The organism is Streptomyces sp. NPDC008163 (assembly GCF_042956885.1).
In the GTDB taxonomy this organism is placed as follows: Bacteria; Actinomycetota; Actinomycetes; order Streptomycetales; family Streptomycetaceae; genus Streptomyces; species Streptomyces drozdowiczii_A.
The window spans coordinates 97,430-109,841 of the sequence record NZ_JBIBHG010000001.1; the positions used below are offsets into that span (position 1 = coordinate 97,430).

General features: G+C 74.4%; 8 protein-coding genes. 2 read left to right on the top strand and 6 right to left on the bottom strand.

Translation table 11 applies throughout. The features are described 5' to 3' along the window. Window positions 1-105: 105 nt before the first annotated feature. Entirely contained in the window at window positions 106-1,296 is a 1,191-nt protein-coding gene (locus tag ACFZAT_RS00500) for an NAD(P)-binding domain-containing protein (RefSeq protein WP_391258109.1), read from the bottom strand. A 173-nt stretch (window positions 1,297-1,469) separates the two neighbouring features. Here ACFZAT_RS00500 and ACFZAT_RS00505 point away from each other — a divergent pair, with 173 nt between their 5' ends. Continuing rightward, window positions 1,470-2,252, top strand: a complete 783-nt coding sequence (locus ACFZAT_RS00505; protein ID WP_391258112.1) for an acyl-CoA thioesterase domain-containing protein — start codon at window positions 1,470-1,472, stop codon at window positions 2,250-2,252. Between the two features lie 53 nt (window positions 2,253-2,305). Here the strand turns inward: ACFZAT_RS00505 and ACFZAT_RS00510 are convergent, their stop codons facing one another. From ACFZAT_RS00510 to ACFZAT_RS00530, 5 genes are all read right to left on the bottom strand, one after another. Next, a complete protein-coding gene (locus ACFZAT_RS00510) occupies window positions 2,306-4,408 on the bottom strand; it encodes an AAA family ATPase (RefSeq protein ID WP_391258115.1) in 2,103 nt (700 codons plus the stop codon). Further along, entirely contained in the window at window positions 4,405-5,115 is a 711-nt protein-coding gene (locus ACFZAT_RS00515) for a Pvc16 family protein (protein ID WP_391258117.1), read from the bottom strand. The genes ACFZAT_RS00510 and ACFZAT_RS00515 overlap by 4 nt, the downstream gene beginning before the upstream one ends. Beyond that, entirely contained in the window at window positions 5,112-8,306 is a 3,195-nt protein-coding gene (locus tag ACFZAT_RS00520; RefSeq protein ID WP_391258120.1) for a hypothetical protein, read from the bottom strand. Before ACFZAT_RS00520 ends, ACFZAT_RS00515 begins: the two co-directional genes overlap by 4 nt. 127 nt (window positions 8,307-8,433) lie before the next feature. Further along, window positions 8,434-9,825: a DUF4157 domain-containing protein gene (locus ACFZAT_RS00525; RefSeq protein WP_391258123.1), complete on the bottom strand. Its 1,392-nt coding sequence runs from the start codon at window positions 9,823-9,825 to the stop codon at window positions 8,434-8,436. A 181-nt stretch (window positions 9,826-10,006) separates the two neighbouring features. Next, the gene (locus ACFZAT_RS00530) at window positions 10,007-10,729 is read right to left on the bottom strand and encodes a LuxR C-terminal-related transcriptional regulator (protein ID WP_391258126.1); all 723 of its coding nucleotides are present in this window, start codon (window positions 10,727-10,729) and stop codon (window positions 10,007-10,009) included. Between the two features lie 224 nt (window positions 10,730-10,953). On the opposite strand from ACFZAT_RS00530, the gene ACFZAT_RS00535 reads away from it, so the two are divergent. Next, a complete protein-coding gene (locus ACFZAT_RS00535; RefSeq protein WP_391260131.1) occupies window positions 10,954-12,261 on the top strand; it encodes a hydrolytic protein in 1,308 nt (435 codons plus the stop codon). Window positions 12,262-12,412: the final 151 nt, after the last annotated feature.

Genomic DNA, 12,412 nt, shown 5'->3' on the forward strand with positions numbered 1-12,412 from the left:
AAGCGCGTCAGCCATGGAGGACGTGGCAAGGGGGTCCGCCGCCTTCGGGGCCGCCGCCGCGGTCGTCGCCGGGATCTTCCTCAGCCCGGGGCCCGTCCCTGACCCTCAACGCCCCTTGCGGGCCACCCGCTTGGCGATCCTTTCCGCGTCCCTGGCCAGTTCGCGGAGCATGCCGCTGATGGGGTTGGTGAAGCCGGTGAAGTAGAGACCGGGGGCCTGCTTGGGGGCGCGGGGGCCGTGGACCGCCGGGCGGCCCCGGTCGTCCAGAACGCCCAGGTGGCCGACCAGGGGTTCGAGGGCGCGGCGGTAGCCGGTGGCCGCGATCACGACCTCGGGGGTGGCCCGGGTGCCGTCCGCGAGGACCACCGCGTCCTTGTCGAACGACTCGACGGCCGCCACCGGTTGGACCCGGCCGCCCTTCACCGCGTCGATCAGGCCGACGTCCTGGACCGGGATCGCGCCCTCCTTGACGCGGGAGTACAGACCCGTGCCGGGGCGGGGCAGCCCGTGTTCGGAGAGGTCGGGGACGGCTGCCCTGGCCATCAGGCGGCCGGCCCGGTCCACCAGGGCGACGGGCAGCCGGCGGACCAGGATGCCGGTCGCCTGCGCGGGCCAGCCCGCCGTGGAGCGGCGCACGATGTGCGGGACGGTGCGCACCGCGAGCCGTACGCGCGAGGCGCCGCCCTCCACGAGGTCGACGGCGATCTCCGCGCCCGTGTTGCCGACGCCGACGACCAGGACGTCCTTGCCCGCGTACGGGGCCGGGGAGCGGTAGTCCGAGGCGTGCAGCAGGTCCCCGGTGAAGGTCTCGCGGCCGGGCCAGTCCGGCAGGCGCGGGGTGTGGTTGAAGCCGGTGGCGACGACGACGGCGCGGCCGGTCAGCTCCCGGCCCCCGCTGGCGCTCAGCCGCCAGCCGGTGCCGTCCGCCGCGCGGTCGACCCGGGAGACCTCGACGCCGGTGATGACTTCGAGTTCGTGGTGTTCGGCGTACTTCTCCAGATACCGCACGACGTTGTCGCGGGCGACCCAGCGGCCGAACTTCCTCGGCATCGGCAGCCCGGGCAGCGCGGACCAGCGGCGGGTGGTGTGCAGGTGCAGCCGGTCGTAGTGGCCGCGCCAGGAGGCGCCGACGCTGCCGGACTTCTCCAGGACGACCGCCCGGACGCCCCGCGCGCGCAGGGCGGCCGCAGCGGCCAGTCCGCCCGGGCCGCCGCCGATGACGTAGACGGGGCGGTCCTCGGTGAGGTCGGTGGGGGCCGGGGAGGTGCTACCGGCGGTAGGTGCGCTGTCGGACATGCATCGGAGCGTAATCGCGTGACTCCTTGATGGGTCTCGGTCAAGACCGGAATCGATTGCGAATTGATCACGCTCGAACGCGGGTGCGGGGCGCGGTACCCGCGCATCGGCCGGAACGCCCCCGGTGGCACGCTGGGGGTGCCCGATCCGTACGGCCGTGAGGGAACGATCCGTTGAACACCGGCAGCTACTACGAGCGCATCGACGCCCACCGCTACAAGCCGACCGCCCACGCGAGCGGCGCGTGGAGCACGGACGAGGTGCACTTCAGCCCGTTCGGCGGGCTCCTCGTCCACGCCGTCGAGCGGCACCTCGCGGAGCGGCCCGGCGAGCGGTTGCTGCTGTCCCGGATCAGCTTCGACATCCTCGGGCGGCTCGCCCTGGACGAGTGCGAGATCCGCGTCGAGACCGTCCGCCCCGGCCGCACCATCGAGTTGGTGGAGGCCGTCGCCCTCATCGCGGGCCGCCCGGTCGTACGGGCCAGGGCCTGGTCGCTCGCCCGCGTCGACACCACCGAGGTCGCCGACGGCGAGGACGACCGGCTCACCCCGCCCGAGGCGCTCGCCCCCTGGCCGATGGCCGACCTCTGGCCCGGCGGCTACATCGCCTCGCTCGACGTCCGCCCGCTCGCCCCGCCGCTGCCCGGCCGGACGACCGCCTGGATCTCCACCCCGCTCGACCTGGTCGCGGGCGAGACCGCCGGGCCGCTGGCCTCGTACGTGGCGCTCGTCGACACCGCCAACGGCATCGCCGTACGCGAGCAGCCGACCGAGTGGATGTTCCCGAACGTGGACCTGACGATCCATCTGCACCGCCAGCCCGAGGGCCGCTGGACCGGCCTGGACACCACGGTCGTCTTCGGTCCCACCGGGCAGGGCCTCACCAGCACGGTCCTGCACGACGTCAACGGGCCGGTGGGCCGGGCGGAGCAGATACTCACGGTCCGCCCGCTCTGAGGGTCCTCGGCGCTCCCGCCGCGTCCGGCCGGACGCGGCGGGAGCGCCGAGGACTATCCGCGTCGCCTCGTACGCTCCAGCCACGGGCCGAACTCGCTCTCCAGGACCAGCCGTCCGAGCTTCCGGTACTCCGCGAGCACCGCCCCGACCAGCTGCTCCGTGTCCAGCGGACGGCCCGACTCCGCCGCCTGGTACGCGGCGGTCACCGCGCACGCCCGGATCGAGCCGCCGGTCAGCTCGAACCTGTCCGCGCACGTCGACAGGTCGAGGTCCGGGGCGCGGGGGATCTCCGTACCCAGGCAGCGTTCCCACAGGGCCAGGCGCTGCTGCGCGTCCGGTACGGGGAAGTCGGCGACCACGTCGATGCGGCGGGTGAACGCCTCGTCCAGGTTGGCCCGCAGGTTCGTCGTGAGTACGGCGATGCCGTCGAAGGACTCGACGCGCTGGAGCAGGTACGCCGACTCCACGTTCGCGTGCCGGTCCTGGGCGTCCTTGACCTGCGACCGCTTCCCGAAGACGGCGTCCGCCTCGTCGAACAGCAGCACCGCGTTGACCTCGGACGCCTCCACGAAGATCCGTTCCAGGTTCTTCTCGGTCTCCCCGACGTACTTGTCGACCACGGACGACAGGTCGACCACGTACAGCTCCATGCCCAGGTCCGCCGCGACGACCTCCGCCGACATGGTCTTGCCCGTCCCGGACTCCCCGGCGAACAGCGCGACGATGCCCCGCCCCCGGCCGCCGCCCGGCCGCATCCGCCACCGCCCCAGCACCTGGTCGCGGTGGCGGGCGCGCAGGGCCAGGTCGGAGAGCTGGCGGCGGGTCGCCGGGGGCAGCACCAGGTCGTCCCAGCCGACCGTGGGCTCGATGCGCCGGGCGAGGCGGGCGAGCCCCGCGCCGTTCTGCGCCCGGACGGCGGTCCGCAGATCGGCGGCCTCCACCGGGCGGTCCTCCTGCGCGGCCAGCCGGACGGCCACGTCGGCAGCCCGGCGGATCTGGCCGGAGTCCAGCCGGTACGCCCGGGTCGCGTCCGCGAGCAGGGCGTCGGCCTCCTCCGTCCCGGCGGCGAGCCCGGCGGCGGCACCGGCGCCGGTGAGCGCGCCGCGCCACCGCCGTACCGCGTCCGCCGGGTCCGGCGGCGGGACCGGGACCGTCACCGGGCTCTCCCCGGCCCACAACGGGTCCCAGTGCTTCCGCCCGTACACGAGCAACGGCGACAGGCCGCCGACCGCCGCGCACACCGCCCCGAGCAGCGCGGCGCCCTTGGGCTGTTCCGGCGCCAGCGTCTCCAGTGGCCCGAGGACGAGCCCGCCACCGCTCAGCCGGGCCTCGGCCGCCAGCATCCGGGCCGCCCGCGCGGGCTCCGGCGCCGCCGCCAGGGCCGCCGGGTCCACGACGAGCGGGCGCAGCCCGGACGCGGCGAGCGCGCCCACGGCGAGGCGGGCCGGGTCGCCGCCCCGGTCCAGCAGGTGCGTGAACCCGCTCCCGGCGGAGGCCGCCGCCGCGACGCGCCGGATGACCGGGCCGCCGTCCGGCCCGTCGTCCGGGTCGGCGACCCGGACCAGCCCGTGCAGCCGGGCGTCCACCTCGTCGTCGCCGAGGAGATGCGCGGTGATCCGGTCCGGGACGCGCAGCACCCGGGAGAGCAGGGGCCGTTCGGGCTCCAGCACCTCCACGAGACCGCCCGCGACGAGCGGCGCGGACGGCGCGAACCGGAAGCGGCCGGGGCCCGCGCCGGGCAGCCCGCACAGTTCGAGCGCCAGGCCGATCGTGGCGCGGCGCCGGGTCAGGTCGTCGTTGAGATACCCGTACAGCCGCTCGAACCGTGCGTCGACGTCCGGCGCCAGGGCGACGAGCAGCAGCTCCACGTCGGGCCCGGTCAGCCCGAACCGCCCGGCCAGTTCCGCGATCCGCCCGCGCTCGGCCGGTGCTTCGGACCCGAGGTCCGGTACGGGGAGGAACGCGTCGCGCGAGTCGAGGACGCGCTCGGCACCGGCGGGCGTGAGGTACTGCCCCCGCAGCGGATCGTCCGGTGCGGGGTCCTCCTCGTGCCGCAACGCGACGGCGACCCGCACCCGCCGCTCGACGTGCCCGAGCCGTTCCCAGAGCTCGGCGAGGGCGGTGTCGGGGGCGGAGAGCCGCTGAGCGGTGGTCACCGGGTGACCCCGCCCCCGCGCTTCCGCCGCCCCGGCGGCAGCCGGCGCTCCCGTTCGGCCGCGAAGCCCTCGCCGGAGACGTCCGTGGCGCCCTCGTACCGCAGGCGGCGGCCCGGGTCCGTCGCCGCACCGTCCACGGCGGCAGCCGTGCGGACGAGCAGGCCCTCCGTGACCGGGGGCCCGGCCGGCTCCACCTCGCCGGAGAGCGGGGCCCAGACGCGTACGTCGATCGCGGCCTTCAGTTCGCCGCCCAGCGCGGACCAGACGTCCACCGTGGACGGGCGGTCGCCCGTGCCCGCCGACGCGGCCTCCATCTCGACCGTGAGGGCGAGGTCGGCGAGGCTGCCCGTGAGCATCCTCGCGGGCAGCGCGCGGGTGCGGATCAGGCAGCGCAACACCTCGGAGAGCAGGCGGTGTTCGTCCTGGGGGCGGTTGGTCCACGCGGTCACCAGGTACGTCAGCTCGAACCAGCGCGGGGGCGTGCGGCGGCCGGTGACCAGCCCCTCGGCGTCGTACTCCTCGGACGTGCCGCTGCGGCGTCGCGTCGCGTCCTCGCGGATGCCGTACAGGAAGACGCTCACCGTGGGCGCGTTGCGGCGGGCGGACCAGTCCTTCGTCGGGGCGTCGAAGACCAGGTCCACGCCGCTGTCCTCAAGGCCCGCGTCCACCAGCAACAGCCGCAGCGCCTCGTCCACTTCGTGGATCACCGGCGCCCCATCTCGTCCGGCGGCACCAGGTTGCCCGTCACCACGAGGAAGTCCGTCTTCACCGGCGAGAAGCCGGGGCCCGACGCGGTGATCGTGCGCGGCCCGGTCCGGTCCTTGACGAGGATCAGGAGCTGGGCGATGAACGTGCCGTCCCGGCCCGGCAGGGTAGGCGCCGCGGCGGCCGTGATCCCGGGCTTCCAGGCCAGCTTCACCGGCACCCCGGGCGGGAAGTCCTTGCCGCGCACCGAGGTGACGAAGCCGGGCTTGCCGATCTCCGGCACCGAGACGATCCGGGGCTGGAGGATCCGCAGCGGGATGCGCGAGACGTTGTCGCCCCGGTCCGCGTCGGTGCCGGTGGTCGTCAGCGTGCCGGTGATCCGGGTGCGCAGGGCGTGGTCCGGGGCGAGCACCACCCGCAGGACCGAGGATGCGCCCGGCGCCAGGTCGGGCAGCGCGCACACCTCGCCGGTGCAGCCCGCCGGGAGCGTGGACACGGGGATGCCGGAGGGCAGCCCGAGGCGCAGCCGGAGGCCGGTGGCCAGCGCGTTCTTCCCGTTGCGGACGGTGTACGTGACCACGACCCGGCCGCCGACATAGCCGGGGCTGGGCTGCGCCCGGACGACAACACCGGGACCGGCCTCGGGCGCGGGTGCGGGTGTGGGCGCCGGCGGCTGTGCGGGGGGCTGCGCGGCCGGGGGCGGCAGCTTGGGCGGGGTCGCCGGTCCGGAGGGCGGCGGGCTGGGCGGGTCGGGCATGGTGCGGACGCGTACGGAGGTGCCGGTGGCGTTGTCCGTGGGGTTCGGGTCGACCACCGCCCCGTTGACCGACCAGCCCAGCTGCCAGGGCCCGTTGGTGACGCCGATGAGCCGCACGGTGACCGGCACCTGGGCGCCGGGCGCCAGCACGCCGAGGTCGCAGACCGGGGAGTCCTCGGCGCACGGGCCTGTGGGCGTGGTCATGCCGTCCAGCCGGACGCCCGGCGGGAGGTCGGCGACCAGCGTGGTGCCGGGCGACGAGGCGGGCCCGTTGTTGGTGACGGTGACCGTGACGGTCACCGAGGAGCCGGTGTCGACGGTGGGCGCGGTGGGCGGCGCGGTGACCGCCAGGTCCACCTTCTGCTGGAACGCGGGCTCCTTCTGGCGGCCGGGCAGCTCCGCGGTGAGCGGGGTCAGGGTGCCGGTGGCCAGGTCGAGTTCGGAGAGCTGCTCCGGGGAGCTGGGCGCCCGGTCGCGGCGGTGGCTGAGGACCAGCCGGGAGGCGTCCGGCGACCAGGCCACGTCACGCGGCTGGTAGGGGCCGGTCGTCTCGACGTCCGGGATCGGCGCGGCGCACGCGGTGGGATCGTTGCTCCGGCCGGCCGGCAGGACGACCCGGCAGTCCGTCCCGTCCGGCGCGACGACGACGACGCTGGCGCGCTGGTTGATCTGGTCCGCCCGGTCCTTGCGGTTGAAGGCGATGGACCTGCCGTCGGGCGAGAAGGCGGGGCTGTCGTCGATGACCTTGCACTCGCCGGGGCAGCCGCCGGCGCGGCTCAGGTCCCGCTGCTGCTCCAGCGCCTTCACCGGGGCGGTCCAGATGTGCTTGATGCCGCCGAGACCCCGGATGACCTCGGCCCGGGTGAACGCCAGCATCGTGCCGTCCGACGACCACGTGGGCTGCGCGTCGGCGCCGGTGACCTCGCCCTGCGGCGGGACCACTTCACCGGTGATGCGCCCGGAGGCCACGTCCGCGACGAGCACCCGGCTCGTCCAGGCGCCGTCCGTACCGGGTGTGGACCGGGTGAAGGCGAGTCGGGTGCCGTCCGGCGAGAACGAGGGGTCGGTGTCGCGGTCCCGGGCGCCGCGCCCGTCCAGCTTCATGGCCGACGGGTGCGTCCCGTCCGTGTCGGCGAGCCAGATCCGCTGGACCCGTTGCCCGTCGATCGTCTCGAACCGGGTCACGGCGATCCGCCGCCCGTCGGGCGTGTACGTCTGCCGCTCGGTCCAGGGGTCGTAGCCGGGGCGCGGGTGGAACAGCGGGTCGTCGACGGGGTCGTCGCTGGTGTTCGTCTTCGCCTCGGGGTCCTCGCGCAGGACGTCGATCCGCAGGTCGCGCGGGTCGGAGCCGTCCTGCCGCATGTCCTGGAGCGTGACGAGGTTCCCGTCCTTCGTGGTCCTGCGGGTGACGACCGCGGTCCAGGAGTCGGGGGAGCCGAGCGCCGCCGGGGGCCCGACCTCGCGGTCCTCGTCCAGCACCATGCGGGGGGTGGGGTCGCCGAGGGACACGATCCGGTAGACGTGGTCGTAGACGGAGCAGCCGCAGTCCGTGTTGGGGCTGAGGAAGAGCAGGCCCTCGCCGTCGGGCAGCCAGGCCGAGGAGCGGGAGCCCCAGTCGTTGCCGAGCCCGGTCAGCACGGGCCGCGCGGTCCCGGGCCCGTCGGTGACCCGCAGCCGGTGCCCGGTGTCCGTGTCGGAGGCCGGTTCGACGTGCAGCGTGTACGAGAGGCGGGACCGGTGGACGTCGTCGTTCACCGGGTTCCACTCCGGCTCGTCCGCGTCGCCCTCCGCGCTGTCGCTGAGGCAGGTCACCGGGCCGCCGGCGAGGTCGCGGGCGTAGACCTGGGTGCCCGGCTCGGGCCCGCCGTCGCTCGCGTACGCGATGCGCCTGCCGTCCGGGGAGAGCGTCGGGGACGTCTCCTCGGCGGGGGTGTCCGTCAGCTGCCGGGGCTTCCCGGGCTCGTCGACGGCCACCGACCACAGGTCCCTGCGGCCGCCGTTGCCGGGCGAGTCGAAGACCACGGTCCGGCCGTCGGGGGAGAGTTCGGGGTGCGCGGCGTCCATGCCGGTGGTCAGGCGCAGTACGGTGCCGTCCGCGCCGCGCAGGTACACCTGGGGGCGCACCTCGTCCCGGAGGCTGGTGAAGACGAGGGTGCCGCCGCGCCCGTAGGCGTCCTGGTCGTAGTGGGCCGGGCCGCCGCCCCCGAACAGGTCCTCGGTGTCGTTCTCGGACGAGACCCGGCCGAGGCTGCGGTGCCCCGTACCGGCGAAGGCGATCCGCCCGGTGTCGGTCACCGCCTTCGAGGCGGCGGCGGCCGGCTGGGCGCCCTGCGGGGCGGACACGGACCCCGCCACCAGCAACGGCGTCAGCAGCAGCACGGCACCGCCGAGCCGGCGCAACCGGGCTCCCCTTGCCGGGCCAGCAGGACCGCCCACGGTCCACCTCACAGTCTGGGTCGATGGTTCTCCACGATGAGCATCCGCCGATGGGGGCCGGCGGAACAGGGCCGGGAGTACCCGGGGTGGGGGAAGAACGGGTGCCCTTTGCGGCTGCCGGACCGGGTCAGGTCAGCTGCGTCGTGCCGTAGGTCTGGGCGACGAAGTTGAAGCGCAGCTTGAACTGGGCGAACCAGTTGTCGCCGGCCTGCGGGGACAGCGGCTGCCGCCACCACTTCATCCGGGTCTGCGGGAAACGCTCCTTCTCGGTCGGCTGGGGGTCCCCGAGGTAGAGCGCGTGGGCGTTCCAGCCGAACATGTGGGCGCCCCGCACCCGCTCGGCCACGGTGTCGGAGGACATCGCGGTCAGGGCTTCGAGCACGTGCTCCAGGCTCATGCCCGGCGCGTTGCTCAGCGACGTGGTGATCCCTGCCGCGTGGGCCAGGCTCTCGATGAGCTCGACGTGCGGCTGCCCGTCCTCGGCGATCCGGATCACCAGGGTGAAGCCGTGCCCCGCGTACTCGATGCGGAACACCGATTGCAGGCCCTCCGCCCACGCCTCCCGGACGGAGTCGGTCAGGGTGCGCACCGCCGCCTGGAACTCCTGGATGTCGGCGGCCTTCTCCGGGTTGGGCCCCTGCCGGGGCGGGTTCACGGCGGGGTCGGTCAGTACCGGGAAGAGATCGTGCGCGGTGTCGAAGCACGCCGAGTACTCGATCGGGTCCTTGAGGTTGCTGTCCAGGAGTTCGGGGGCGATCGCGTGCGCGTTCATCAGGTCGTACGCGGGATCGAGCAGCGCGTTGAGCACGTTCTCGCTCGATGTGCCGACCGCCGCAGCCAGTTCACCGATCTGTGCCCCGTACTGGCCGAGGCCCGCGGCGATGTTCCGGCCCATGGTCTGCTCCGGCGCCCGCTGCACGACGCCGTCCCCCGCCGCGTGGGCGTGCTCGTGCGCGTGGCCCTCGTGCGCGGACGGGGCCGCGCCGCGCATCACCCGGTGCGCGTTGGCCTCGGCGTCCCGCTCGAAGCGGTCGGACGGGTCGGAGACGCGCAGCCCGGAGCCGTTGTCGCTGCCGGACACGGGTCCCTGACGCTGCTGGATGACGTGGGTCAGCTCGTGGGCCAGCGTGTGCTTGTCGCCGCCGCCCTCACCGATGACGACGTGGTGGCCGCTGGTGTAGGCGCGGGCCCCGACCCCGGCGGCGGACGCGCGGGCCGCCGCGTCGTCGTGGACGCGGACGTCCGAGAAGTCCGCGCCGAGCCGGGACTCCATCTCCGCGCGCAGCGACGCCGCCAGGGGCCTGCCGCTGCCGCTCAGCACGTCGTGGACGGCCGAGCGCTGCACGGCGGGCTGCTCCCGGGCCTCCTCGCGGGCCCGCCGCAGCAGGTGCAGGGCGGCCGCGTTGCCCAGGGTGCGCTGGACTTCGAGGAGTTCGGCCCGTTCGGCGGGGGACTGGCCGCGCGGAGGGGCGGACCGGGTCTCGGCGGTCCGGTCGGTGCGGTGCTCACGCTGGGACAACGGTCTGCCCTTCCATGAAGCGGTCTGCCTTTCCACGAACGGTCACCACCACCAGACCGGTCCGGCCCGGTCCGGGGCAAGGGGTGCCGGGGCAGACCCCGGGACGCGGCCCCCGGCCGGACGGCCGCGCGGGGGCACCGAGGGGGCAACGGCGGCTGCCCTCCCGGTGTCCGATGGTGCGTCAGATCAGTCCGTGCCGCATCGCGTATCCCACCGCGTGCGCCCGGTTGCGGAGGTTGAGCCGGGTCGCGACCTCGTGCAGCACGTTCTTGACGGTGCGTTCGGAGTACGACGTCTTCTGCGCGATCTCCGCCGTGCCGTACCCCTCCGACACCAGCCGGATCATCTCCGCCTCGCGCGTCGTCAGCGTGGACAGCGAGAGGCCCCTCGGGTCCAGGACCGAGCGGTGCAGGCTGCTGACGTGGTCGATGAGCTTGCCGAGGAGATCCCCGGGAAGCACCCCCTCGCCCTTCGCGATGGCCGTCACCAGATGGACCAGCCGGTCCTGGTCGGCCTCCCCGCGCCGCAGCACGGCGGCCACCCCGTACTCGATCAGGGTCTGGAGGGCGCCCGCCTCGAAATAGCCGACGACCAGGCCGGTCCGGGTGGCCGTATTGCGCTGGAGGCGGTGCAGGAGCTGGACGGCGGGCTCGTTCACCACGTCGACCACCACCAGGGAGACCTGGGCCCGGTCCGCCTCGGCCTCCGGGACCAGCTCGATCTCCGGTCGCAGGCGCAGTTGTTGCACCACCCCGGTCCGGAGGATCAGGTCCTCCGCGTACACCGCCACCGAGACCCGGCCGGACGCCGGGGCGGGTATGCCGGGGGCGGGCTGCTCGGGCGGGGCGGGGGAGCGCGGGTGCGCCGCCCCCGTCGTCGTCATGTCTGTCGTGATCGTGGTCATGTGCTCGTCCTTCTGGGCCGCTTCCGCCGAATTCCGTTACGTCCGGTGCCGTACGCGAACGTCCGGGAGGCGCAGGGCGACCTGGCCCGGGGGTGCGGTGCGGGCACCCGGCGCGGGTGTGCCCCCGGGGCACCGCCCCTGCCCGCACATTGCCCTCGCGCCCCTGCTGCCGGGGGCGCGGCGCGGCCTAACGTCGCAGGGTGACCACATCTGCCGAACTCGCAATGCCCACGGTGACGGTGACGCCCGGCGCCGAAGCGACGACCACGCTCACCGTGCGCAACGACGGCGACATCGTCGAGGCGTACACCCTGGACGTGGTCGGCGACTGTGCGGCGTGGACCACGGTGGAACCGGCCCGGGTCTCCCTCTACCCCGGCACCTCCGAGACCGTCACGGTGCGCTTCGCGCCGCCCCGGTCCCACGAGGTCCGCGCCGGTGAGAAGCCCCTGGGGATACGGGTGCTGCCCGCCGAGCACCCCGAGTCGGTGGCCGTCCCCGAGATGACGGTGGTGGTCGAGCCGTTCCACGAGCTGCGCGCCCGCCTGGAACCGGGGCGCCGCCGGGGCTGGCTGGGGGCCCGCTTCCGTACCGTCGTGCAGAACCTCGGGAACGCCCCCGCGGAGGTGTCCCTCGCGGGCCGGCAGCAGGGCGAGGAACTGCGTCTCGCGTTCACGCCGGAGCGCCGGAAGCTGGAGCCCGGCGAGTCCGCCGAGGCGGGCCTCAAGGTCCGGGCCCGCAAGCTGATCTGGTTCGGCGCTCCGGCCGCCTGGCCGTTCGAGGTGGTGGCCGGGGAGCCGGAGGACGCCGGGGCCGAGGAGCCCCGGCAGGGCGGCCCGGAGCCGCTGCAGGGCGAGTTCGCCCAGATCCCGGTGTTCCCGAAGTGGCTGCTGATCCTGCTCGCGGCGATACTCGCGCTGCTCCTCGCCTGGTTCGCGCTGGTGCGCCCGGCCGTCCGTTCCACCGCCAAGGAGGCGGGCGCCAAGGCCGCGCAGGAGGAGAACCGGCAGCCCCGGCAGGGCGGTTCGGCGTCCGGCGGCGGGCAGCAGGACCCCCAGGGCAAGGGGGAGGGCTCGGCAGGTGCCGACGGGTCCGGCGGCGGCTCGGGCGGTTCCGGCTCGGGCGGTTCCACCGGCGGCTCGGGCGGCTCGGGCGGCGGGAACCCGCAGCAGGTGTCCGAGACCATCGACGTGCAGACCGGCGCCGGGGGCCGGAAGACCGGTACCTATGTGGTTCCGGAAGGCAAGACTTTCGGGGTCACGGACATCGTGGTCGCCAATTTCCAGGGCGACGAGGGGCTGCTGACCATCTCCTTCGGGCAGCGGAAGATCACCACCATTGCCCTGGAGACGTTCAGGAACCAGGACTATCACTGGGTCACCCCCATTCAGATACCGGAGAAGGCAGCGGTCACCGTTTCTGTGACCTGCGCGAAGCCTGGGACTCCGGCCACCGGTAAGCAGGCTTCCGGGTGTCACCAAGTGCTCAATGTCAGCGGTGAGCTGAGCGATGTCTCGCGAGACGAACGATAGCGCCGGGTCCCCTTCTCTTTATTCCGGACGTGTGAACAGACGGGATTCCCACCTGCGGGGATGCGCCACCCGGCGTTCATCCGGATGTGTCCCTCCACACACCCGGACACGCCCGGAACGACTGGACGCGTAAATGCGCGGAGTGCGGGCA